Below are 23,065 nucleotides of genomic sequence, written 5' to 3' on the forward strand. Positions count from 1 at the left end.
TATCTCGCCCCATATTCTGCGCAAAATACATTTTCGCGGCCGCCGGCATGGCATTTGTCTGCGGATGCCAGACCACCAGCTCATTATCATCCGCAGCCAGTTCAGATATTGAAGAAGCCCATAATCCATTATTCAGTGAAAGAAGCAGGCCACTCCATCCCGAGATGAAAATCACCCGGGAAAACTGGCTGCTTCCCGAAAATATCCGCTGGGGCCTGAGAAACGCCCGGGAAATCGTGCCGACCTCGACGATTCCCAATGCACTGGTCGCCTCGCCCCTTTTCTCGGGCACCCCGATTCAGGACAGAGAACTGTCAATCAAAACCCCGGACGGGCAGAACTTCGGCATGGCGCAATATCTGGCCGAAAACCATGTGGACGGACTGCTGGTCATGCATGAGGGGAAAATCATCTACGAGCGCTATCTCAACGGCATGCGGCCGCGCGATGTGCACAGCTGGGCGTCCATGTCCAAATCCATGGTCGGCCTGATCGCCGTTCAGCTGGCACAGCAAGGCAGGATCGACCTCGATGCCCCGCTGGCCGCCTATGTGCCAGAGCTGCGTGATTCGCCGTTCGGCCAGGCATCGGTCCAGCAGAACATGGACATGCAGCTGGCCCTGGCGTATCCGCAGGCCCTGCCGCCCGACATCGGCATGTTCGCCGCTGCCGGCCTGCTGCCGGCCCGCAGCGGCATGCCGGACTCCATCCATGGCTTCCTCAAAGTGCCCCAGGCCACGGAGCCGCCCGCTAACGGCATCTTCTACTACCAAAACGGCTCCACGGAGGCCGTGGCCTGGGCGCTGCAGCGCGTGACAGGCCGGTCGCTGTCGGACCTGGTCAGAGACATGGTCTGGCAGCCCATGGGCGCACAGGACCAGGCCTACTACCCGCTCGATGCAGCCGGCAGCGAGTTTGCGTCGGGTGGCCTGCACAGCACGCTGCGTGACGCCGCGCGCTTTGGCGAGCTGATCCGCAACCAGGGGCGGGCACAGGGGCGCCAGGTCGTGGCAAGGCCGGCCATCGAGCGGATTCTTGCCACGCCGTCGGCCGCCAACCAGGCGCGCGTAAGGCAATCGGGCCGGGCCATGCCTTCGGGTACGGGCTATGCCGACTTCTGGTGGCATCCCATCCAAGCGCGCGGCGCCGTGATCGCATCGGGCCGCTTCGGCCAGCGCATTCTCGTGGACCCGGCCCACGCACTGACCATCGTGCAGTTCGGTACCTATCCGGACACGCGGGCGCGTCCGGCCACGGCCGGGCAGGCCATCACACGGCAGGACAATGTGCTCAGGACCGACGACGGGCTGGTCGCGCTGGCCCAGGCCGTGTCGCGGCACCTGCGGGCTGCACGCTGAAGCGGTTTCCCGGACAGACCGCCTTGCAGCGCCGGCGGCAGTGGCGCACGGGCGACGGCGCATAAGATAGGCCGTTTCAAGAACCGCAAGGAGACCCCGATGCCCATGTTCGTGGATGAATCCCCCGCCGGCGAATGCATTTTCTGCAAGCTCGTCAACGGCGACATTCCGTCGGCCAAAGTCTATGAGGACGAGCTGACCATCGCTTTCATGGACATAGGCCAGGCCTGCGAAGGCCATGTGCTGGTCGCCTCCAAGCGCCATGCGGCCAATCTGCTGGAACTCACGCCCGAGGAAGCCGGCGCCGCGATGCAGACCGCCCGGCGCATCGCCGCGGCAGCGGCCCAGGCGCTGGAGCCCGAGGGCATCACGCTGTTCCAGGCCAACGGCGCCGCAGGCGGGCAGACGGTGTTCCACTTCCACCTGCATGTGCTGCCGCGCAAGGCGGGCGACGGCCTGTCGCTGACCTGGAAGCGCGAGGAGCCCGGCATGCCCGTGCTCAACCGCTATGCCGAGCGCCTGCGCCAGGCCCTGGCGCAGACATAGAAGCCGGCAGCGCCCATCCGGCCGCCGCCGGACGGGAGGGATTCACACGTCCCCGGTCCGGCGCGCGAACTGCGCGAACGTTTCGTCCAGCAATGCGATCCACTGCTCCTTCTGCGCAGCGGCCACGAAGCTGGCCTCCAGGCTGTTGCGCGCCAGCTGGTAGGCCTCCTGGGCGCCCATGCCCGTGGCCTCGAACAGCTGCAGGTAGTTCTCGTTCACATAGCCGCCGAAGTAGGCCGGGTCGTCCGAATTGACCGTGACCTTGAGGCCGGCCTTGAGCAGCTGCGGCAGGTTGTGCGCGGCCAGCGAATCGACCACGCAGAGCTTGAGGTTGGACAGCGGGCAGACCGTGAGCGGAATCTGCTCGTCGACCAGCCGCTGCATCAGCACCGGGTCTTTTTCGGCCTGCACGCCGTGGTCGATGCGCTCCACATGCAGCACGTCCAGGGCGCCCCAGATATAGGCCGGCGGCCCTTCCTCGCCCGCATGGGCCACCAGGTGCAGGCCCAGTTCGCGGCAGCGCCCGAACACGCGCGCGAACTTCTCGGGCGGATTGCCCACCTCGCTGCTGTCCAGGCCCACGCCGATGAAGCGGTCGCGCAGCGGCAGCGCGTCTTCCAGCGTCTGCAGCGCCTCTTCCTCGCTCAGGTGGCGCAGGAAGCTCAGGATCAGCGAGGCCGAGATGCCCTGCTCGATCTCCGCGTCGCGGCAGGCACGGTAAAGGCCGTTGATCACGGTCTCCATGCCCACGCCGCGCGCGGTATGCGTCTGCGGGTCGAAGAAGATTTCCGTGTGCACCACGTTGTCGGCCACGGCGCGGTTGAGATAGGCGCGCGCCATGTCGTAGAAGTCCTGCTCGTGCAGCAGCACGCTGGCACCCGCGTAATAAATGTCCAGAAAACTCTGCAGGTCGGTGAAGGCATAGGCCGCGCGCAACGCCTCCACGTCGGCGTAAGGCAGCTGTACACCGTTGCGCTCGGCCAGCGCGAAGATCAGCTCGGGCTCCAGCGAACCCTCGATATGCATGTGCAGCTCGGCCTTGGGCATGGCACGCAGCAGCGCGGGCAGATGTTCAGCATGGATCCGGGGCACGGAATGTTTCATCAGCAGACTCCAAACGTGATGCCTTGGGCCTTGAGGAAGCGGCGGTAGGCGGATGACATGCGGTCCGCGGCCGAATGCATCTCGGCGCGCGGATCCAGCGGCAAAGCCTTGGGCAATTGCGATTCCAGCACCGGCTGGTCCTGCACGAAGATGGTGTGCTGGAAGCTTTGCAGCTGCGCGTCGCTGGATTCGAAGTCCGCCACGGCCAGGCGGAACCAGACCCGGCTGGTTTCGGGCGTGACGGGGCAGATGAACAGGCCAATGGATTCGCGCCAGCCCTGCCTGGAAGAGCCCTCCTCGGGAATCTTGGTCAGCAGCGCGGTGTACGGCGCCGTTACCTCGTAGCTGTATTCGACCTCCGCGGCCTGGGTGGAGTGCAGGTTGGATTGGGGCTGCACGGCCTTGCAGCCCGTGGCCAGCACGCCGGTGGCCGTGGCTTCGACGGCGTAGGGAGCGATGGCCGTGGCATCGCGGCTGCCCAGCCAGCCCTCGTGCACGAAGCCGAAGTGGGACATGTCCAGGAAGTTCTCGATGATGCGCGGCGCACTCGCGGCCACGTCGTAGGGACCGCAGTTGACCTTGCGCAGGTGCTCGTCGGCTTCGGCGGCAAACGCGGGCAGCGGATGCTCCCCGGCCTCCAGGCGCACCCAGACCAGGCCATAGGCTTGCTGCACCTCGAAGGATTTCACGCACTGCGTGGGCGGCGGCGTGAACTCGGGCAGCGCCGGCACCTTGACGCACCGGCCGCCGCTGGCGAACTGCCAGCCGTGGTAGGGGCATTCCAGGCGGCCGTTCTCGACACGGCCCATGGACAGGCGCGCACCACGGTGCGGGCAGCGGTCCGTGAAGGCCTGGACGGCATCGTCCTCGTTGCGCCACAGCACGATGGCCTGCCCCAGCAACTGCACGGCCAAAGGAGTATTCGTCACATCCTGCGCCTGCGCCACAGGATGCCAAAGTTGTTTTTCAATCATGGGAAGGTCATTGAGCATTTACGCAAGCAAGAATGCACAGGAAGCACTTCCCGCGGGACGCGCTGCCTGAATCCGATTTGCGCAAGTCGTGCCATTGTGAACGCTAAACCGAAAAAAGGCCGCCCGTGGGCGGCCTTTTTCAGACGGTGGCGCGATTACTGGCCGCCGGGCACCTTGCCTTCCACGCCCTTGACGTAGAAGTTGATGCCGCGCAGGAAGTTGTCGTCGGCCACCTGGCCGGCCGCCACGACTTCCTTGCCTTCGGAGCTGGCGATCGGGCCCTTCCAGATCTGGAAGCTGCCGTCCTTCAGGCCCTTCTTGACTTCCTCGACCTTGGCCTTGACCTCGGCGGGCACATCGGCCGCCAGGGAGACGATGTCGATGGCGTCCTCCTTCACGCCCCACCACGATTGCTGGCTCTTCCAGGTGCCGTCCAGCACTTCGCGCGTGGTCTTGATGTAGTAGCCCGAGGGGTTGAAGATGGCCGATGCCAGGTGGGCCTTGGGGCCGTAGCTGGTCATGTCCGAATCCCAGCCGAAGGCGCGCTTGCCCTTTTCCTCGGCGGTCTTGAGCACGGCGGGCGAATCGGTGTTCTGGAACAGGATGTCGGCACCGCCGTTGATCAGGCTGGTGGCGGCTTCGGTTTCCTTCGGGGGAGCGAACCATTCGTTGACCCAGACCACCTTGGTCTTGATCTTGGGATTCATGGACTGGGCGCCCAGCGTGAAGCTGTTGATGTTGCGCAGCACTTCGGGAATCGGCACCGAGCCCACCACTCCCAGGGTGTTGGTCTTGGTCATGGCACCGGCGATCACGCCTGCCAGATACGCGCCTTCGTAGGTGCGGAAATCGTAGGTGCTGGCATTGGCTGCGGTCTTGTAGCCGGTGGCGTGTTCCCACTTCACGTCGGGAAATTCCGGCGCCAGCTTCTGGATGGTGTCCATGTAGCCGAAGGTCGTGCCGAAGATCAGCTTGTTGCCCTGCGTGGCCAGGTCGCGCAGCACGCGCTCCGCATCAGCCCCTTCGGGCACGCTTTCCACATAGGTGGTCTTGATCTTGTCACCGTATTCCTTCTCCAGCGCCTTGCGGGCCTGGTCGTGTGCAAAGGAATAGCCGCCGTCGCCCACAGGGCCCACATAGGCGAAGCCGATCTTGAGCGGCTCGGCGGCAGCGGGAGCAGCAGCTGCAGGCGCCGGTGCCGGAGCGGCGGCCGGTGCGCTCGCCTCCTCCTTCTTGCCGCAGCCCACCAGGGCCGCGGTGGCCACAGCCGACAGTGCAGCCACCTTGAGCAGCGAACGCTTGTGGAAGTCAGTCATTTCGGTTTCCTTTGGAATCGTTGAAATACGCAAATGCCTTGAAGGCGAAGAACAGCATGCAAGAACCAGGCCATCGCCGGAGTCCGCTCCGCCGAAACGGAGCGGTCCGTGGCCTGCCAATATAGGCAGAAATCGGCCGATGTAACCAATGGTTTGCCACAAAGCGACAAGCACTGGACATGACGCAATACCCAGCAAAAAGGCCCCTGAGGGCCTTGAATGAAGCGCCAGGCGCTCCTGTTTTTTACTTGGCGCCGGGCACGGAGCCTTCGATGCCGTTCACATAGAAGTTGATGCCCTTGAGGAAAGGCTCGTCGGCCACCTGGCCGGCGGGCAGCACCTCCTTGCCCGTGTTGTCCTTGATCGGGCCGGTCCAGACCGCGAAGCTGCCGTCCTTCAGGCCGGCCTTGGCCTTCTCCACCTTGTCCTTGATCTCCTGGGGCACGTCGTCGGCGATCTTCACCAGATCCATCGCCCCTTCCTTCACGCCCCACCAGTAGGAGCCGCCTTGCCACTTGCCGGCCAGCGTGTCTTCGACCACCTTGGTGTAGTAAGGCGTCCAGTTGATGACGGCCGAGCCCAGGTGGGCCTTGGGCGCGAATGCGCTCATGTCGCCATCCTTGCCGAAGGCGCGCGCACCGCGCTCTTCCGCGGTCTTGAGCACGGCGGGCGAGTTGGTGTTCTGGTACATCACGTCCACGCCGCCGTTGATCAGGCTGGTCGCGGCTTCGGATTCCTTGGGAGGCGCAAACCATTCGTTGACCCAGACCACCTTGGCCTTGATCGAGGGGTCCACGCTCTGGGCGCCCAGCACGAAGCTGTTGATGTTGCGCACCACTTCGGGGATGGGCACCGAGGCCACCACGCCGACGGTCTTGGTCTTGGTCATGCCGCCGGCCACGATGCCGGCCAGGTAGGCGCCCTCAAAGGTCTTGGAGTCGTAGATGGCGACGTTGTCGCCCATCTTGTAGCCGGTGGCATGCTCGAACTTCACGTCCTTGAGGTCGGCTGCGACCTTCTGCACGAACTCCTGGTAGCCGAAGCTGGTCGCGAAGATCAGCTTGTTGCCCTGGCCGGCCATGTCGCGCATCACGCGCTCGGCATCGGCGCTCTCGGGCACGCTTTCCACCATCGAGGTCTCGATCTTGTCGCCGAACTTTTCCTGGATCGCCTTGCGTGCCAGCTCATGCTGGAAGGTCCAGCCGCCGTCGCCGATGGGGCTCACGTACATGAAGCCGATCTTGAGCTTGTCGGCGGCCGGGGCCTGGGCGGCAGGCGCTGCAGCAGGTGCAGCCGGGGCCTCGTCCTTCTTGCCGCAGGCCGTCAGGGCAGCCAGCGAAACGGCCGACAGGCCGATCATCTTGATCAGGGCACGCTTGCGCAGTGTGGTCATTGCAAATTCCTCTCAAACGTAGTTCTAAGGGTGAAGTCGATCCAGGCTCAGGAGCCCGGGTAGAAGGGTTTGCCCAGCGAGGCCGGCATGTTGGCGCGTATCCAGGTCGGATTGCGGGAAATCAGCACCAGCACCACGATGGTGGCCAGATACGGCAGCATGGACAGCACCTGGCTGGGCACCTGCAGCCCTGTGGCCTGCAGGTGGAACTGCAGCATGGTCACGCCGCCGAACAGGTAGGCGCCCAGCAGCACGCGCGCGGGCCGCCAGGTGGCAAAGGTCGTCAGCGCCAGCGCGATCCAGCCGCGGCCCGAAACCATGCCCTCCACCCAAAGCGGGGTATAGACGGTGGAGATATAGGCACCGGCGAGGCCGCACATGGCGCCGCCGAACACCACGGCCATCAGGCGGATGCGGCGCACCGGGTAGCCCAGGGCATGGGCCGAGGACGGCGATTCGCCCACGGCACGCAGCACCAGGCCCGCGCGCGTGCGGTACAGAAACCACACCATGGCAATGGCCAGCACCACGGCCCCGTACACCAGCGGATGCAGCGTGAACAGCGCCGGACCCACGACGGGCAGGTCGGCCAGGCCGGGAATGGCGTATTTGGGCAGCTCGGGCAGCTTGGCCTGCACATAGCCCAGGCCCAGAAAGGCCGAGAAGCCGGCGCCGAACAGCGACAGGGCCAGGCCCGTGGCGTACTGGTTGGTGTTGAGCCAGATCACCAGCAACCCGAAGATGGCGGCCAGCAGCGCGCCTGCGCCCATGCCGGCGGCAAAGCCCAGCCAGGTGCTGCCCGTATGCACCACGGCGGCAAAGCCCGCAATGGCGGCGCACAGCATCATGCCTTCGGCGCCCAGGTTGACGATGCCCGCCTTCTCGTTGATCAGCAGGCCCAGCGCCGCCAGCGCCAGCACGGTGCCGGCGCTGAGCGTGGCGCCCAGAAGCAGTGCATAGGATTCCATCAGCGGACTCCCTTCGCTGCAGCCACGGCCGGGCCGGCTTTCTGTGCCACCCAGCGGATGCGATAGGCCACCAGCGTGTCGCAGGCCAGCAGCGTGAACAGCAGCAGCCCCTGGAACACGCCGGTCAGCGCCTTGGGCAGGCCCAGGCGCGACTGCGCCAGCTCGCCGCCGATATAGAACATGCTCATGAGAATGGAGGAAAAAATCATGCCCACGGGGTGCAGGCGCCCCACGAAGGCCACGATGATGGCCGCAAAGCCGTAGCCAGCCGGCACATAGGGCGTGAGCTGGCCCAGCGGGCCGGCCACTTCCAGCGCGCCAGCGAGGCCCGCGGTGGCGCCCGAAATCAGCAGTGCCGTCCACAGCGCCTTGCGCGAGGAAAAGCCCGCATAGCGCGCGGCGGCCGGCGCCAGCCCGCCGACCTGCAGCGCAAAGCCGGCGCGCGTACGGAACAGAAAGGCCCACAGCAGGCCCGAGCCCAGCAGCGCGATGACGACGCCGATGTTCATGCGCATGCCCTGCACCAGGCGCGGAATCTGGGTGACGCGCTCGAAGGTCTTGGTCTGCGGGAAGTTGTAGCCCATGGGGTCCTTCCAGGGGCCGTAGACCAGATAGCCCAGCACCAGCGTGCCCACATAGACCAGCATCAGGCTGACCAGGATTTCATTGGCGTTGAAGCGGTCGCGCAGCAGGGCCACGATGCCCGCCCACGCCATGCCGCCCAGCACGCCGGCGACCAGGATGGCCGGCACGATCCAGGGGCCCGTGTTCTTGTCGGCCAGCAGCGCCATGCCGGCAGCCGCCACCGCGCCGATGACGAACTGGCCCTCGGCGCCGATGTTCCAGACATTGGAGCGGAAGCACACGGCCAGCCCCAGGGCGATCAGCAGCAGCGGCGTGGCCTTGACGGCCAGTTCGCCCAGCGCATAGCCGGACTTGACCGGCTCCCAGAAGAAGGCTTGCAGGCCGCGCACCGGGTCCTTGCCCAGGATGACGAACAGGCCCACGCCGATCAGCACCGTGATCAGCAGCGCCAGCACCGGCGAGCCATAGGTCCAGAACTTCGAGGCCTGGGGACGCTGTTCGAGCTTAAGCATGCGCAGCTCCCTGCGCCGAGGCGCCTGTCCCATCCCACAGACCGCTCATCCACTCGCCGATCTGCTGCACCGTGGCGTCGGCACGCGCGACGGAAGGCGACAGCCGCCCCTTGGCCACCACATGCAGGCGGTCACAGATTTCAAACAATTCGTCCAGCTCCTCGCTCACGACCAGCACGGCGCAGCCGGCATCGCGCAGCTGCAGTATTTCGCCGCGTATCTGCGCGGCAGCCCCCACGTCCACCCCCCAGGTCGGCTGGGAAATGATCAGCAGGCGCGGCCTGGCATCGATCTCGCGGCCCACGATGAACTTCTGCAGATTGCCGCCCGACAGCGACTGCGCCGCGGCATTCGGCCCCCCGGCCCGCACATTGAAGCGGGCGATGATGTCGCGCGCCTGGGCCTGCAACTGGCCCATGCGCATCCACCCACCCTTGCCCAGCGCCGTCTTGCGTGTCAGCAGCAGGTTGTGCGCCAGCCCCATGCCGGGCACGGCACCGCGCCCCAGCCGTTCCTCGGGCACGAAGTGCAGGCCCAGGCCACGGCGGCGCGCCGGTCCCATGCGGCCCACGCCCTTGCCAAGCACCTGGATCATCTCGGCGTCCGCGCGCGTGTCCTCGCCCGACAGCGCGTACATGAGCTCCTTCTGGCCATTGCCCGAAACGCCGGCAATGCCGACCACTTCGCCGGCCCGCACCTGCAGCGCGATGTGCTGCAGGTCGACGCCGAACGGATCCTGGCTCCTGAGGCTCAGGTCCTGCACGCGCAGCACGGCCTCGCCGACCCTGGCGCTGCGGTGTTCGAGCTGCGGCGGCTCGGAGCCGATCATCATGCGCGACAGGGAGGCATTGGTTTCCTGCGCGGGATTGCATTCGCCCGTCACCACGCCGCCGCGCAGCACCGTGCAGGCCGTGCACAGCGAACGGATTTCATGCAGCTTGTGGCTGATATAGAGGATGGAGCAGCCTTCGGAGGCCAGCCGGCGCAGCACGACGAACAGTTTTTCCACGGCCTGCGGAGTCAGCACCGAGGTGGGCTCGTCCAGGATCAGCACGCGCGGATTGGTCAGCAGCGCACGGATGATCTCCACGCGCTGCATCTCGCCCACGGACAGCGTGTGCACCGGGCGGTGCGGATCCACTTCGAGGCCGTAGTCGCGTGCCGTGGCGGCGATGCGCTCGACCACCTGGGCCAGTGCCATGCTTTTGTCCAGGCCCAGCCAGACGTTCTCGGCCACGGTCAGCGTATCGAACAGGCTGAAATGCTGGAACACCATGGCAATGCCCAGCTGGCGCGCCTCCTGGGGATTGCGGATCTGTACAGGCTTGCCGTCGACGAAGATGCTGCCCTCGTCGGGCTTGACGGCGCCATAGATGATCTTCATCAGCGTGGACTTGCCAGCGCCGTTCTCGCCCAGAATGGCATGCACCTCTCCGGGGCGAACATTCAGCGATACCCCATTATTGGCAACCACCGCCGGGTATCGTTTGGTAATACCTGCCAATTGCAGACGCGCAGGCGTCTCCATCGGCGAGGAAGGGGTGTGGGGGGGATTCATCGCTGGATTGTCTCTCAATTTAAACAACCAATTGACACATCCAGGTCCGGGAGCTTACATCCATCGTGTGTGCAAACTATTGATTTCGAAGCATTAAAGCCACATTCCGTACCACTTCCCGCAACCACCGCGTGGCAGCACCCGCATGCGAACGAGCGTGCCACAACTGGTAATAGACCAGTGGCGGAAACTCCACAGGAGAAGGCAGGATGACCAGAGGCAGGCGCTCGCAAAAGCGTTCGCAGAACAATCGCCCCGAGGTCAGCACAAGCAAGCTTGATGCCACCATGTCGGGAATCAGGCTGAAATGCGCGCAACGCGCCGTGACCTGGCGCTGCAGCCCCATGCCGGCCAGCTGCTCGTCGATCACGCCGCGTGCGCCCGGATAGGCCGGCGTGGGCGCAATATGCTCGGCCTCCAGCCATTGCTGCACGTCCCAGCCACGGCGCACCGCCGGATGCTTGGGGCTGACCAGGCACACCACCTCGTCCTCGAACAGCCGTGCCATGTGCAGGCCCTGGGGCGGCTGCGGCCAGTTGCCGATCACCACGTCCACCTCCCCCTGGGCCAGCTGGCCTTCGTAATGGGACTCCGCACTCAGCGGCAGTATGTCCACGGGACAGTTGGGAGCCTCCAGCTTGATGGCAGCCACCAGGCGCGGCAGGAACTGCGGATCCAGATAGTCGCTGGCGGCGATGCGGAAGGTCCGTGTCGAGGTGCGCGGATCGAAATGGCGTGCATCGCTGAAGAGGCCCTCGGCAGCACGGAGGATGTCGGCAGCCGGCTGCATCATGCGCTGTCCCACTTCCGTGGGCTGCATCTGCGCGCCCGAACGCACCAGCAGCGGGTCCCCGGCCAGCTCGCGCAGCCGCCGCAGGGCGGCCGATACCGCGGGCTGGTGCATGCCCAGGCGCAGGGCGGCTCGAGAAACGCTGCGTTCCGTGAGCACGGTATGCAGCACGCGGATGAGGTGCAGGTCTATCTTGTCGAAAAGGGTCTGATCACGCATAGGCATGGGCGCAGGGCCCCGCGGCCGCAGCGTTGTCTCTTGTATGAAGTTCTGACGCGTAAAAATCAGGCGCGAGCGTAACCTACTCGCCGCCGGCCGTCAGCACGGAAACGGTTTATTCAAGGCAAAACATCGGATATGAACAGTGGCGGGTTGTGGCCCATGGCCTGCACCCTGGCTAGGCTGCCTGCGTCATGACCTCCACCCGGTTGCGCCCCTTGCGCTTGGCCGCGTAGCAGGCCATGTCGGCCGCCTTGAGCGCTGCGGCCACCGTGTACCGGCGGGCATCGATCACCAGCAGGCCGATGCTCACGCCCATCAGGTTCCATGCCCCTTCCCAGTCCTGCACGGCCATGCACAGCAGTTGCGCCGTGCGCATGCCCTCCTGCTGGGTGGCGCCAGGCAGCAGCACGGCGAATTCGTCCCCCCCGACCCGCGCAACCCAGCCTTGCGGACGTACCGAGGCTTCTATCAGCCGGGCAATATGGCCCAGCACCTCGTCGCCCGCCTGTCGGCCGCCCTGCTGGTTGACCTGGGAGAAATGGTCGAGATCCAGATAGAGGATGACGCCATGCGTGGTTTCCTCGGCCGGCTCGCCCGCATCCATGCCGGCAGCCGCAGTGGCCTCGGCGCATTCGCGCAGCCACTCCTGCAGCCGCATGGCAAAGGCGGCACGGTTGGGCAGCTTGGTCAGCGGATCATGCATGGCCTTCCAGCCCGACTGTTCGCGCACCAGTCGCTGCGTGGTGACATCCTCCACCTCCCAGACCAGAAAGTCTTCCCGGGCCTCGCGCTTGGGCACCTCCCAGCCGCGGCGCATGCGCTGCAGGCTCTGCCCGTGGATGCGTACCCACACGACGTTGCCATCCTTGCGCTGCAGGCAGGTTTCGCTGTCGAACTGGCCATAGATGTCCAGGTCGCGCCGTATGCGCTGCACCAGCTGCTCATAGACATGGGAAGAGGAACAGAGCCGGTGGACCGGCATGCCCTGCAGCTCGCGCGGCGTATAGCCGAGGATGCGGGCCGCCTGCATGCCGACGCGCTGGATGCGGCTGGCCTGGGTCACCACCAGCCCGACGGGTGCATAGTCCATCAGTGTCTGCAGCTGCAGCTGCATCTCCTGCTGTCTTTCATGCTGCACTTCCCGGCTCCGCCCCAGGGCCTGCAATGCATTGCGCAAGGCCTGTGCCTCGCCCCAGTCATGCTCGGACAGGCGCCGCCACCACAGGGAACCCCGGACACTGCCATCCACCTCGTCCACAAGCTGGCTCTGCAGGGCGCGCTGCGAGCGGCGATAGAGCTCGGTCAAGGGATAGGCAATCAGGGCCAGGACCAGTGCCAGGGCCACAGCCGCGGCCACTGCGACGGCAACCACGGTCCATTGTTCGCGCTGCGTAAGCCCGGGTGCCAAGGCCTGCACATCGGAAACCTTGAGCAGAATCCACTGCGTCCAGGGCAAGGCCACGGCACTCCACAGCTGCTGGCCGCGCTGCTCGCCGACCGCCCCCACCTGCACCGATTTGATCCAGTCCGCATCGATGGCATCGCGCATCCAGGCCGTTTCGGAGCTGCCGGCCAGCTGCCAGTGTCCGCGCTCGTTCCGGGCAATGATCTTGCCATCCGCTCCCAGCACCAGCAGGCCTGCCTTTTCGTCGTTGTCCGTGCCGGCGGCCGCGGGCAGAAAGGCCTGGGCCGGCATCTGCAGGCTGCCGCCCAGCACGCCGACCAGCCTGCCCTGCTCATCGCGCAAAGGCACCACATGCAGCATGTCCAGCACGGCATCTGCACCATCCGGGTGCATCCAGACCTTGGTCAAGGGTTTGCCATCCTCCAGGCCCCGGCGCAGCACATCGCGCTCCGGCCCGGTCAGGCCGTCCAGCGCCTGGGCCTGCCCGCCCTGCAGGCTGACAAGCAACTGCCCCTGCGCGTCGGCCAGCTGCAGGCGCTCGAACAGCCGCCCCATGGAAACCTGTTGCTGCAGCATGGACTGCAGCACTGCGCGCGGCTCTGCAACATGCGGCGCCAGCGCACTGGCCAGGGCCTGCAAGGGCTTTTGCTGCTGCTCCAGCCTAAATGCCAGCGTGCGGCCCATCTGCTCGAGGGCCTGGGTCTGCAGCAGCAAGGCATGCTCCACCACCGACTGCCGCGTGGAATGCACGCTCCACCAGACCAGGCCGATGCTCAGCACGATGGCCGTGAGGGCCGCCATCAGCAGCATGCTGCGCACAATGGGCCCGGGCCCGCGAGGCCTGCCACCCGGCTTGCGCAGAGAAAGCCTCTCCCCTGCAGCCGCAAGGGGCTGCTCCGGAACCACCCAGGGCGGCTCTGACGAAGGATGCGGAGGGCGCTCGGACATGAGCTCCCAATATAGGAAGATGGCAACCGTTATCCAACGGGAGGAACCCCTGAGCCATCCTCTCGGCCGGCCATGGCGCCGGCGGCGCGGCCTGCGCGGCGCGTGTCAGAAAGAGCCCAGCGCCAGCGTACGCAAAGCACCTGGCTCGGGCAGATCGATCACGTTGCCACGCCCGCCGATCAAGCCGCGCTCGCGCAGCTGGCGCAGGATGCGCGACAGGGTTTCGGGAGCCATGCCCAGCTGGGCGGCTATCGACTGCTTGCGGGCATGGAGCGTCACGCGTAGGTACCCCTTTTCGTGCGGCACCGCATGGTGCAGCAGCCATTGGACGCACCGCGCCTCGGCGTCCTGCGCCAGGCGGCTGACCGCCAGCTCGGCCTGCGTGCAATAGGCGCGCGCCAGGTCCTGCAGCAGCATCTGCACCGGCGACTGCAGTTCGGCCAGTGCCTGCCGGAATGCAGCCACGGGAATGGAGTGCACACGCACATGGCCCTGGGCCTGCATGTCCATGCAAGGCAGGCGCTGCTGCATGGCGAATGCGGCATCCAGCCAGAGCGGCCCTTCCACGCGTCCCAGCTGGTGGCGCATCTGCTCCTGCTGCGCCACGCCCAGCAGCACGCAGCCGCTCTCGAGATACAGCACATGTTCCATCGGTGCGTGGCGCCGCCTGAGCCACGAGCCTGGAGCAAACACCGCGGGTTGCCCGAACATGGCGGTCAGTTGCGACATGGATGGCAGAGTGAACATGGCCGCCACTTTGCCGTCCGCCAGCCACCACCGCATTGAGCCAGGTCAACAACCGGCATATCCCTCGCCCTGTGAGCAAGGCCTTGCCGGCTCGGTGCGATACAGGAACAAAAAAGCCGCTTCCTGAAGAAGCGGCTTTGGGGCTTGGCTGTATCAGCAGCGCATCAGTTCACCGAAGCGCCCGATTCGTACCACTGCTTGATCATGTTGCGCTCGTCCTCGGTCAGCGAACCGGGATTGCCGAAAGGCATCTTGCGCAGCTGGACCACCTGTTGGTAGATCTGCTGTGCATGGGACTTCACGCCTTCGGCCGAGTCCAGGCGCACGCCCTTTTGCTGGATGGCAGCGCCGTGGCACACCACGCAGTGCTGCTGGAAGAACGGACCCACCTGGGCATATCCGATGCTGCCACCGGCTGCGGCGGCAGGCGCGGCAGCGGGCTGCTCGGCGGCTGCCGGAGCTGGCGTGCCTTCCGCTGCGGCAGCAGGTGCTGCGGCGGGTGCGGGGGCAGCAGCGGGCGCCGGTGCAGCCGCGGGAGCCGCCGGAGCGGGCTTCAGCCAGGAGAACACGCCGATCAGAACCAGCACGCCGACCAGGGCATAGGGCCAGGGATGGCTGTTGCGGCCCAGCTTGTAGCCGTGGCGCATCACGAAGAACTGGCGGATGGCCGCGCCGGCAAACATCATCAGGATCAGCACCAGCCAGTTCAGCTGGTGGCTATACAGCCAGCCATAGTGGTTGGACAGCATGGCGAACAGCACGGGCAGCGTGAAGTAGGTGTTGTGCACGCTGCGCTGCTTGCCGCGCTTGCCATGGATGGGGTCGACGGGCTGGCCGGCTTTCAGGGCGGCAACCACCTTGCGCTGGCCGGGGATGATCCAGAAGAACACGTTGGCGCTCATCGAGGTGGCGATCATCGCGCCCATCAGCAGGAAGGCGGCCTGGCCGGGGAAGATGTGGCAGGCCAGGAAGGCCGCAATGCACACCAGCACCAGAACCATGGCGCCGACGATGGCGTCGCCGTTCTTCCTCTGGCCGAAGGTGCGGCAGATGAAGTCGTACAGCAGCCAGAACACCACCAGGAAGGACAGCGCCGAGGCAATGGCGGCAGCCGAGCTCATGCCGTTCGGATCGCCGGGGTTGACCAGGTAGATGTTGGCATTCCAAAGATAGGAAACCGTCAGCAGTGCGAAGCCCGACAGCCAGGTCGTGTAGCTTTCCCAGTAGAACCAGTGCAGGTGGTCCGGCATCTTGGGAGGGGAGACGTTGAACTTGACGGGATGGTAGAAGCCACCGCCGTGCACCGCCCACAGCTCGCCGTTGACGCCCTGCTTCTTGAGGTCGTCATCGACAGGCGGCGTCAAGCTGCTGTCCAGGAACACGAAGTAGAACGAAGAACCGACCCAGGCAATGGCCGTAATGACGTGGAGCCACCGCAACAGCAGGTTAGCCCAGTCGAGAATGTAGCTTTCCATAGCTCTCAACCTTGGCAGCGTGGGGCTGCCGACAACCTGCTCACCACTGCGGGCGCTCTGAGCAGAAGGTAAAAGGCCGCGCTCCCGGGAGTGAAAGATCACGGGGCACCGCTGCGACCAGTTTGTGGACAGAAAGTGTATGCACTTTTCTGATCCAGATCATCCAGTTTCGGGATATCCCACCCTAGAGATTTCCCTTATATCGATGAACTTTTGGCTGCGCGATGGCTTTCATGACACGCAAATGGGTTAGAAGCCGCTGGCATTGCATGGCCTGGATACGGGACCAAGTCTTCCGACTGCGGCAAGCGCACCGCAGGAGTTTACGCCATGGCCCGGCTGCCCCGGTTCTGCAGCAACTGGGCCGCCACGGCCACTGCAATCACCTCGGGCTCCTTGCCGTCGATGCCCGGCACGCCGATGGGACAGGTGACATGCGCCAGTTCCTCGTCGCTGAAGCCGCGCTCGCGCAGGCGGCGCCTGAAGGTCGCCCACTTGGTCTTGCTGCCGATCAGGCCGATATAGGGCAGATCACCCTGCAGGCGCTGGCGCCGCAGGCACTGGGCCACGATCTCCAGGTCCTCGGCATGGCTGAAGCTCATGATCAGCACCTGGGACTGCGGCGGCAGATCCTGCACCGCGCCCTGCACGGGGTCGGAATATTCGCACTGCACGCCGATCTGCTCCTGCTCGGGAAAGATGGCATCGCGGCTGTCCACCCAGATGACGCGGTAAGGCAGGCTGGAAAGAATGCGCACCAGCGCATAGCCGACATGGCCGGCGCCGAACAGTGCCACGCAGGCATCCGGAATGGGCAGCAAGGGGCGCAGCTGCTCCTGCCGGCCCTGTTCGAAAAATGCAAAGCGCAAGCCGACGGCACCGCCGCAGCACTGGCCCAGGCTCGGGCCCAGAGCATAGCGGTGCGTGACCTCTTCGGCCTGGCCGCCTTCCGTGCGCCACCGCGCCAGCAACTGCCTGGCCTGGTCAATGGCCTGCCATTCCAGGTGGCCGCCGCCGATGGTGCCGAACACCTGTTCGGCAAAAACCGCCATCCACGCACCTGCCTCGCGCGGAGCCGAGCCCTGCGTCTGATCGATCTGCACCCAGCACAGCGGCTCCTGCCGCAGCCGGTCCAGCACCTGCCTGTATGTCTCGCTCCACATGTCTGTTCAATCCGCTCGTTGCAGGGCGCTCTCGGGACGACTTCCGCAAGCCCGCACCATTTCGCCCATGTTCTCCCATTTTGGGGATACCGGTAGATGGATTCGCATATGGGCGCGCTAACAAAGCCCGGATAGCCGGCGGCATCTGCGCGGGCAACCGCCGGGCTGGCCGGCCGCCCCGGGCAATCTGTTGCGTATTTTTCCAGCGGCGCCACATTGATTTGCACAGGCTCTGGCGGCCGTACCGGATTTCGGGATACGCTTGGCGCCATGTCTGAGACCCCTGAAATGCCTTCGGGCAGCTCCCCCCTGCCCGGCAAGCCGCGCAGCCCCTGGCTGTGGGCCGGCCTGGTGGCAACCATCGCCTCGCTGGTCACGGCCTGCAAGACCGCGCCCGACATCGGAACGGGCCCGGCGCCCGGCGCCTCGAATGCGACCACGGCCCAGGCCTACCGCCAGGATGCCGCACGCAGAATCTACGATCTCAACGGCCAGCGCATCTACAAGGGCACGCTGCCGCCCATGCTGTATGCCGTGGGCGTGCTGCAGGTGCAGCTCGACGCCAGCGGCCGCATCCAGCGCCTGCACTGGCTGCGCGCGCCCAGCCATGCGCCGGAGGTGGTGGCCGAGATCGAACGCACGGTCCGCGCCGCGGCGCCTTTCCCGGCGCCCGTGCGCCTGGGCAAGGTGACCTATACCGACACCTGGCTGTGGGACCAGTCGGGGCGCTTCCAGCTCGATACGCTGACCGAAGGCCAGCGCGGGCAGTAGACGCGCCGCCCTGGCGGGCACCGCTGTCCAGCCCATGAAAAAACCGGCCGAGGCCGGTTTTTTTGACATACCGGGAGAGCATTGCGCCCTCCCCGGCAATCGGTCACTCGACGATCTTGGTGATCTTGGAGCCCTGCAGCGAGACACCGGCTTCCAGGCCCGCATTGGTCAGCACATAGCTGGTCACAGGCGCCTGGGCCGTGGTGGTGTCGATGGTGCCGTTGGCGCCGATCTTGCCGGCCGCCACCGTGGCATCGGCTCCCACGGACCAGCCGTTGCTGTTGACGAACTTGTCCAGGGCTTCCTGGGTGTTGAACACATAGATCACAGCCTTGGACTGGCCGCCGGCCTGCCAGCCGATGGAAGCGCCCGTGGTGCTGTAGTAGCTGTGGTTGCGACCGTTGACGCGCAACACGCCGCGGCCATGCTCGACGCCCACGACGAAGCTGCCGCCGATCACAGACGGGAAGATCAGCACGCCCTTGGCGCGCTGCACCATTTCCTTGGAGCCGGGAGCCGTCTGGTACAGGCGCTCCAGCGCGGCGTTGGCGCGCGTGTTGATGGTCGTGGAATCGGCGCGCGGTGCCGAGGTGGTCTCGGGCTTGGTGGTGGTGCAGGCAGCCATGGACAGGGCGCCGGCAGCCACGGCGACAGCCATGGCCACGGAACGCATGGAGATTTGACGCATACCAATATCCTTTCTTGGGATGAATGTGTGAGCACATTTGTTGGTGGTCCTGCGCCCCGCGTTGTCCGGCCGCTGTTCATCCCTCATGGCAACAGCCCGCGAAAGACAGGATTGGCACGATCCTAGTGCGGCCCCGTGCGCTCATGGCCGCTCTTCACCCAACTTGAGGGTTTCGCCTACAGGGCGCCTTGCGAAGTATCAAAAATGGCCCACAAGCCCGTGCGCGTTTGCATTACCCGGCGCCGGCGGCAAGGAGCTTTCCCTTGGCCTGCGCCATGCCCCCGGCCAACCCCCACCGGGCTGTGCCATCATTCGGCGCTGGCATTGTTGCCAGGCATTCTTCCCGGATTCGAAGGCAGACAACCACAAGGAAATTCATGAAGTTCTGGAGCCATTTTCATCATCCCCAGGCAGCCATGGTGCTGCTGCGCGTGACGCTGGCCGTGCTGACGCTGTTCCACGGCTGGGCCAAGATCCGCCACGGCATCGGCGGCATAGAACGCATGGTGGAGGCCCTGGGCGCGCCCGGCTGGCTGGCCTATGGCGTCTATATCGGCGAAGTGGTGGCGCCGCTGCTGCTGCTGGTCGGGCTGTGGGTGGTGCCGGCCGCGCTGGTGATCGCCATCAACATGGTCGTGGCCTTCGCGCTGGTGCATACCAGGCAGGTGCTGATGCTGCAGAGCTCCGGCGGCTGGGCGCTGGAATTGCAGGCCTTCTACTTCGTCACGGCCCTGGTGGTGGCCATGGGCCATTCCAAGGGCAAATAAACGAGCCCGGGAGATCCGGCACGGATCTTCAAATAAATGAGCGGCTTGCGCCCTTCATCTATAGTTTTCAGACATATTTCAATCTGAAATCCATGATGAATCGGTGCAAGCCGCTTTCATTTTTGCCATGTTCCTCAGAACGAGCGACAAGCCCGCCCTGGTCCGCTATCAGGAACCGCGGTAGGTGGAATAGCTCCAGGGGCTGACCAGCAGGGGCACGTGGTAGTGCTGGTCGACGTTGGCCACGCCGAAGTCCAGGCTCACCTTGTTCAGGAAGCTGGGCTCGGGCAGCTGCACGCCGCGGGCCTTGAAGTAGGCGGCCACATCGAACGTCAGGCGGTAGGTGCCGACCTTGAGCGTGTTGTTGTCGAACAGCGGCGCATCGGTGCGGCCGTCATGGTTCAGCACCAGGCTCTTGATCAGCGTGGCCTTGTCGCCTTCGGTGGAAAACAGTTCGACGGCCATGCCGGCGGCAGGGCAGCCATTCATGGTGTCGAGAACGTGGGTGCTCAGGCCCATGGAAATCTCCTCAGAGGCGGTTCAGGGCCGCCTTGGTTATGTCAAATATCGATGGACAAAGTGGCAGCGCTCGCACCCCTGCGCGAGCCATCCCATCTTTGCCTTGTCAAAGTGTATACAGTTTCTGTACCCCACCCAAGGCTTTACAGCCTTGACTTCTAGGCACATACCCAAAATGGCCTGCAGTCCTGCAAGAAAGCGGCCGGCAGCGCTTCTAGACTGGCCCCTCGCCGGCACAGCCCGCAACGGGCCGCACTCCCGGACGACGAACTCAGGAGACAAGACCATGCCCCTACCCACGCGATTGCGCGCCACCGCGCAGGCCGCCTGCCTCGCCATCGCCCTTGCCGGCCTGGCCGCCTGCAGCAGCCCTGGCGACCGGAACCAGGACGCCGCACCGGCCGCCACGGCATCACCCTCCGCGCCTGCCGCCGCACCCGTCATGCAGTCCGATGCCGCCAAGGCCGCTGCCGCCGCCTATGACTTCGACATGGACGTGTTCCATCCCGTCGAGGCCAAAAACGGCATGGTGGCCACCGAGCAGGAACTGGCCACGCAGATCGGCGTGGACATTCTCAAGGCCGGCGGCAATGCCGTGGATGCGGCCGTGGCCGTGGGCTTTGCGCTGGCCGTGGCCCTGCCCAACGCCGGCAATATCGGCGGCGGCGGCTTCATGATGGTGCACGATGCCAGGAGCGGCAGGGACATTGCGCTGGACTTCCGCGAAGTGGCGCCCCGGGGTGCCTCGCGCAACATGTACCTGGACGCCAAGGGCCATGTCATCGACGGCAAGTCGCTCTATACCCACTATGCCGTGGGCGTGCCCGGCACCGTGGCAGGCCTCACGCATGCACTCTCGCGCTGGGGCTCCATGCCCCTGCCCAAAGTGATGGCGCCGGCCATTGCGCTGGCTGAAAAAGGCTATCCCGTGAGCGTGACCCTGGCCAAGACGCTGGAGCAGGAAAAGAAGAACATGGGCCGATGGCCGGCCACCCAGGCCATTTTCTGGAAGAACGGCGCACCGCTGAAGACCGGCGACCGCCTGGTGCAAAAGGACCTGGCCCGATCCATGCGCCTGATCAGCCAGCAGGGCGCCAAGGTCTTCTACCAGGGTGCGATCGCACAGAAGATCGCGGCCGAAATGGCGCCGCATGCCAATGCCCTCACGCTGCAGGACCTGCGCGACTACAAGGTGGTGGAGCGCGAGCCCCTGCGCGGCACCTACCGCGGCTACCAGATCGTGACCATGCCGCCGCCGTCCTCGGGCGGCGCCCATCTGCTGCAGATCCTCAACATGATGGAGCGGTGGCCCATGAACCAGTGGGGCGCGAACAGCGCGCAAAGCGTGCACTACATGACCGAGGCCATGAAGCTGGCCTATGCCGACCGCTCCGAATACCTGGGCGACCCGGACTTCGTGAAGATTCCGCTGCAGGGCCTGATCTCCAAAAGCTATGCCGACGAACTGGCCGCCACCATCCAGCCGCGCAAGGCCCGCCCCAGCAGGGACATCAGGCCCGGCAAGCCCCAGCCCCATGAAAGCGACCAGACCACGCACTACTCCGTGGTGGACAAGGCCGGCAACGCCGTGGCCGTGACCTATACGCTCAACACCAACTTCGGCAGCGGCATCGTGGCCCGGGGCACGGGGATTTTGCTCAACAACGAGATGGACGACTTCTCGGCCAAGCCCGGCGTGGCCAATGCCTACGGCCTGGTGGGCGGCGACGCCAATGCCGTGCAAGCCGGCAAGCGGCCGCTGTCGTCCATGACGCCAACCATGGTGCTCAAGGGCGGCAAGCCGGTGCTGGTGACCGGCAGCCCCGGTGGGGCGCGCATCATCACCACCGTGCTGCAGCAGATCGTCAACTACATCGACTACGGCATGAACCCGCTGGAGGCCGCCGCCACGCCGCGCTTTCACCATCAGTGGTCGCCCGACGAGCTGCGCGTCGAAAAAGGCTTCAGCTCCGACACGCTGGCCCTGCTCAGGCAATGGGGGCACAACGTGGTGCTCAAGCCTTCCATGGGCCGCACGCAGACCATAGAGATCAGGGACGGCACGCTGTACGGCGCTTCCGATCCGCGCAATCCCGACGGCGAAACCATGGCGTACTGAGCCGGCGCCCGCCCGCACGGCCCGCGCCCTCGGGCGCGGCTTTTCCGCTGCCGTGGCTGGCCCGCCGGCCCCGGCATTGGCATAAAAAAAGCCGCGCTCACCGAGCGCGGCTTTTTGCTTGCAGGACAGCTACTGGCTGAATGCGCAGCACGCATTGTTGCGCCTGGCTGTCGCCGTCCTCCCCACCAAGCGGATGTCAGCCTTCGACCTTCTGGCCGACTTCGAAATTGGCCTGGATTTCCAGGGCGCGCACCATGCCGGAATGGTCCCAGCCTGCGCCGCCATGGGCCACGCAGCTGTTGAACAGTTCCTGGGCCTGGGCCGTATTGGGCAGCGACACGCCGAGCTGGCGGGCGCTGGACAGGGCCAGGTTCAGGTCCTTCTGGTGCAGGGCGATGCGGAAGCCGGGATCGAAGGTGCGCTTGATCATGCGCTCGGCATGCACTTCCAGGATCTTGGAAGAGGCAAAGCCTCCCAGCAGGGCTTCGCGCACGCGGGCCGGATCGGCGCCGGCGCGCGAGGCGAACAGCAGGGCCTCGGCCACGGCTTCGATGTTCAGCGCCACGATGATCTGGTTGGCCACCTTGGCGGTCTGGCCGTCGCCGTTGCCGCCCACCAGGGTGATGTTCTTGCCCATCTTCTCGAACAGGGGCTTGACGCGCTCGAAGGCTGCGTCGGGGCCGCCGACCATGATGGACAGCGTGGCGTTCTTGGCACCGACTTCGCCGCCGGAGACGGGAGCGTCCAGGTACTGGGCACCAGCGGCTTCGATGCGCTTGGCGAAGTCCTTGGTGGCCACGGGCGAGATGGAGGACATGTCCACCACGATCTTGCCGGAGCTGCCCTTGAGGCCGGCGGCCACGCCGTCTTCACCGAACAGCACCTTCTCGACGTCGGGCGTGTCGGGAACCATGATGAAGATGATGTCGGCGCGCTCGGCCACGCCGCGGGCCGTGGTGCACTGGGTGGCACTGCTTTCGGCGATGGGCGAAGGCACCTTGCCCACGGTGTTGACGAACAGCTGGTGGCCGGCGGCGATCAGGTGGCCGCACATGGGCGCGCCCATGATGCCCAGACCGATGAAGCCCAGCTTGAGGGACGATGCGTTCATGGTGTTCTCCTAGTTTTATTAAGAAT

The 23,065-nt window shown here is 65.5% G+C and carries 20 protein-coding genes; 5 read left to right on the plus strand and 15 right to left on the minus strand.

The genetic code is table 11. The annotated features are described in order from the left end of the window. Positions 1–164 precede the first annotated feature (164 nt). Complete coding sequence (locus Cte04_RS11455) at positions 165–1,358, plus strand: serine hydrolase domain-containing protein (RefSeq protein ID WP_066476943.1); 1,194 nt, start codon at positions 165–167, stop codon at positions 1,356–1,358. A gap of 99 nt (positions 1,359–1,457) precedes the next feature. Further along, complete coding sequence (locus Cte04_RS11460) at positions 1,458–1,904, plus strand: HIT family protein (protein WP_066476948.1); 447 nt, start codon at positions 1,458–1,460, stop codon at positions 1,902–1,904. A 42-nt stretch (positions 1,905–1,946) separates the two neighbouring features. On the opposite strand, the gene Cte04_RS11465 is transcribed toward Cte04_RS11460, so the two are convergent. The 12 genes from Cte04_RS11465 to xdhC all read right to left on the minus strand — a co-directional run bounded on the left by Cte04_RS11465 (position 1,947) and on the right by xdhC (position 17,064). After that, positions 1,947–3,008 (minus strand): adenosine deaminase, encoded by a 1,062-nt coding sequence (locus Cte04_RS11465; protein WP_066476951.1) that lies wholly within the window; start codon positions 3,006–3,008, stop codon positions 1,947–1,949. Continuing rightward, positions 3,008–3,982: an aromatic ring-hydroxylating dioxygenase subunit alpha gene (locus tag Cte04_RS11470; protein ID WP_066477181.1), complete on the minus strand. Its 975-nt coding sequence runs from the start codon at positions 3,980–3,982 to the stop codon at positions 3,008–3,010. Before Cte04_RS11470 ends, Cte04_RS11465 begins: the two co-directional genes overlap by 1 nt. Before the next feature lie 155 nt (positions 3,983–4,137). After that, a complete protein-coding gene (locus tag Cte04_RS11475) occupies positions 4,138–5,298 on the minus strand; it encodes a BMP family ABC transporter substrate-binding protein (RefSeq protein WP_066476954.1) in 1,161 nt (386 codons plus the stop codon). A gap of 244 nt (positions 5,299–5,542) precedes the next feature. Further along, positions 5,543–6,691, minus strand: coding sequence for a BMP family ABC transporter substrate-binding protein (locus tag Cte04_RS11480; protein WP_066476957.1), 1,149 nt, complete (start codon positions 6,689–6,691; stop codon positions 5,543–5,545). A 47-nt stretch (positions 6,692–6,738) separates the two neighbouring features. Continuing rightward, entirely contained in the window at positions 6,739–7,659 is a 921-nt protein-coding gene (locus tag Cte04_RS11485) for an ABC transporter permease (protein WP_066476960.1), read from the minus strand. Further along, positions 7,659–8,756 carry an ABC transporter permease gene (locus tag Cte04_RS11490; RefSeq protein WP_066477183.1) on the minus strand — a complete coding sequence of 366 codons (1,098 nt, stop codon included), beginning with the start codon at positions 8,754–8,756 and terminating at the stop codon, positions 7,659–7,661. The genes Cte04_RS11485 and Cte04_RS11490 overlap by 1 nt, the downstream gene beginning before the upstream one ends. Further along, positions 8,749–10,314, minus strand: coding sequence for an ABC transporter ATP-binding protein (locus tag Cte04_RS11495; RefSeq protein ID WP_066476965.1), 1,566 nt, complete (start codon positions 10,312–10,314; stop codon positions 8,749–8,751). Before Cte04_RS11495 ends, Cte04_RS11490 begins: the two co-directional genes overlap by 8 nt. Positions 10,315–10,390: 76 nt before the next feature. Further along, entirely contained in the window at positions 10,391–11,323 is a 933-nt protein-coding gene (locus Cte04_RS11500) for a LysR family transcriptional regulator (protein WP_066476970.1), read from the minus strand. A 178-nt stretch (positions 11,324–11,501) separates the two neighbouring features. After that, on the minus strand, positions 11,502–13,532 hold the full coding sequence (locus tag Cte04_RS11505) for a sensor domain-containing diguanylate cyclase (protein WP_245633350.1): 2,031 nt from the start codon (positions 13,530–13,532) through the stop codon (positions 11,502–11,504). A gap of 252 nt (positions 13,533–13,784) precedes the next feature. Beyond that, on the minus strand, positions 13,785–14,426 hold the full coding sequence (locus Cte04_RS11510; protein ID WP_066477186.1) for a Crp/Fnr family transcriptional regulator: 642 nt from the start codon (positions 14,424–14,426) through the stop codon (positions 13,785–13,787). Between the two features lie 164 nt (positions 14,427–14,590). Next, entirely contained in the window at positions 14,591–15,901 is a 1,311-nt protein-coding gene (locus tag Cte04_RS11515; protein WP_066476972.1) for a urate hydroxylase PuuD, read from the minus strand. Positions 15,902–16,224: 323 nt separating this feature from the next. Continuing rightward, on the minus strand, positions 16,225–17,064 hold the full coding sequence (gene xdhC, locus Cte04_RS11520; protein WP_066476974.1) for a xanthine dehydrogenase accessory protein XdhC: 840 nt from the start codon (positions 17,062–17,064) through the stop codon (positions 16,225–16,227). Between the two features lie 270 nt (positions 17,065–17,334). Here xdhC and Cte04_RS11525 point away from each other — a divergent pair, with 270 nt between their 5' ends. Continuing rightward, positions 17,335–17,835: a hypothetical protein gene (locus tag Cte04_RS11525; protein WP_066476978.1), complete on the plus strand. Its 501-nt coding sequence runs from the start codon at positions 17,335–17,337 to the stop codon at positions 17,833–17,835. A 103-nt stretch (positions 17,836–17,938) separates the two neighbouring features. Here Cte04_RS11525 and Cte04_RS11530 read toward each other — a convergent pair whose 3' ends face one another. Next, positions 17,939–18,523, minus strand: a complete 585-nt coding sequence (locus tag Cte04_RS11530) for a BPSL1445 family SYLF domain-containing lipoprotein (protein ID WP_066476987.1) — start codon at positions 18,521–18,523, stop codon at positions 17,939–17,941. Positions 18,524–18,900: 377 nt separating this feature from the next. On the opposite strand from Cte04_RS11530, the gene Cte04_RS11535 reads away from it, so the two are divergent. After that, a complete protein-coding gene (locus tag Cte04_RS11535) occupies positions 18,901–19,290 on the plus strand; it encodes a DoxX family protein (protein WP_066476989.1) in 390 nt (129 codons plus the stop codon). 168 nt (positions 19,291–19,458) lie between these two features. Here Cte04_RS11535 and uraH read toward each other — a convergent pair whose 3' ends face one another. After that, a complete protein-coding gene (uraH, locus tag Cte04_RS11540; RefSeq protein ID WP_066476990.1) occupies positions 19,459–19,809 on the minus strand; it encodes a hydroxyisourate hydrolase in 351 nt (116 codons plus the stop codon). Positions 19,810–20,095: 286 nt separating this feature from the next. Between uraH and ggt the strand changes: the two genes are divergently transcribed. Then, on the plus strand, positions 20,096–21,928 hold the full coding sequence (ggt, locus tag Cte04_RS11545) for a gamma-glutamyltransferase (RefSeq protein WP_066476993.1): 1,833 nt from the start codon (positions 20,096–20,098) through the stop codon (positions 21,926–21,928). A 196-nt stretch (positions 21,929–22,124) separates the two neighbouring features. Here the strand turns inward: ggt and glxR are convergent, their stop codons facing one another. Continuing rightward, on the minus strand, positions 22,125–23,039 hold the full coding sequence (gene glxR, locus Cte04_RS11550; RefSeq protein WP_066476998.1) for a 2-hydroxy-3-oxopropionate reductase: 915 nt from the start codon (positions 23,037–23,039) through the stop codon (positions 22,125–22,127). Between the last annotated feature and the right edge of the window lie 26 nt (positions 23,040–23,065).

Origin of the sequence: Comamonas terrae, assembly GCF_001544075.1 — a bacterium.
GTDB lineage: Bacteria > Pseudomonadota > Gammaproteobacteria > Burkholderiales > Burkholderiaceae_C > Comamonas > Comamonas terrae.

Coding starts and splice junctions, on each gene's coding strand:
- Cte04_RS11455 (WP_066476943.1), top strand. CDS start 165: ATGAAAATCACCCGGGAAAACTGGCTGCTTCCCGAAAATATCCGCTGG.
- Cte04_RS11460 (WP_066476948.1), top strand. CDS start 1,458: ATGCCCATGTTCGTGGATGAATCCCCCGCCGGCGAATGCATTTTCTGC.
- Cte04_RS11465 (WP_066476951.1), bottom strand. CDS start 3,008: ATGAAACATTCCGTGCCCCGGATCCATGCTGAACATCTGCCCGCGCTG.
- Cte04_RS11470 (WP_066477181.1), bottom strand. CDS start 3,982: ATGATTGAAAAACAACTTTGGCATCCTGTGGCGCAGGCGCAGGATGTG.
- Cte04_RS11475 (WP_066476954.1), bottom strand. CDS start 5,298: ATGACTGACTTCCACAAGCGTTCGCTGCTCAAGGTGGCTGCACTGTCG.
- Cte04_RS11480 (WP_066476957.1), bottom strand. CDS start 6,691: ATGACCACACTGCGCAAGCGTGCCCTGATCAAGATGATCGGCCTGTCG.
- Cte04_RS11485 (WP_066476960.1), bottom strand. CDS start 7,659: ATGGAATCCTATGCACTGCTTCTGGGCGCCACGCTCAGCGCCGGCACC.
- Cte04_RS11490 (WP_066477183.1), bottom strand. CDS start 8,756: ATGCTTAAGCTCGAACAGCGTCCCCAGGCCTCGAAGTTCTGGACCTAT.
- Cte04_RS11495 (WP_066476965.1), bottom strand. CDS start 10,314: ATGAATCCCCCCCACACCCCTTCCTCGCCGATGGAGACGCCTGCGCGT.
- Cte04_RS11500 (WP_066476970.1), bottom strand. CDS start 11,323: ATGCGTGATCAGACCCTTTTCGACAAGATAGACCTGCACCTCATCCGC.
- Cte04_RS11505 (WP_245633350.1), bottom strand. CDS start 13,532: ATGGCGGCCCTCACGGCCATCGTGCTGAGCATCGGCCTGGTCTGGTGG.
- Cte04_RS11510 (WP_066477186.1), bottom strand. CDS start 14,426: ATGTTCACTCTGCCATCCATGTCGCAACTGACCGCCATGTTCGGGCAA.
- Cte04_RS11515 (WP_066476972.1), bottom strand. CDS start 15,901: ATGGAAAGCTACATTCTCGACTGGGCTAACCTGCTGTTGCGGTGGCTC.
- xdhC (WP_066476974.1), bottom strand. CDS start 17,064: ATGTGGAGCGAGACATACAGGCAGGTGCTGGACCGGCTGCGGCAGGAG.
- Cte04_RS11525 (WP_066476978.1), top strand. CDS start 17,335: ATGTCTGAGACCCCTGAAATGCCTTCGGGCAGCTCCCCCCTGCCCGGC.
- Cte04_RS11530 (WP_066476987.1), bottom strand. CDS start 18,523: ATGCGTCAAATCTCCATGCGTTCCGTGGCCATGGCTGTCGCCGTGGCT.
- Cte04_RS11535 (WP_066476989.1), top strand. CDS start 18,901: ATGAAGTTCTGGAGCCATTTTCATCATCCCCAGGCAGCCATGGTGCTG.
- uraH (WP_066476990.1), bottom strand. CDS start 19,809: ATGGGCCTGAGCACCCACGTTCTCGACACCATGAATGGCTGCCCTGCC.
- ggt (WP_066476993.1), top strand. CDS start 20,096: ATGCCCCTACCCACGCGATTGCGCGCCACCGCGCAGGCCGCCTGCCTC.
- glxR (WP_066476998.1), bottom strand. CDS start 23,039: ATGAACGCATCGTCCCTCAAGCTGGGCTTCATCGGTCTGGGCATCATG.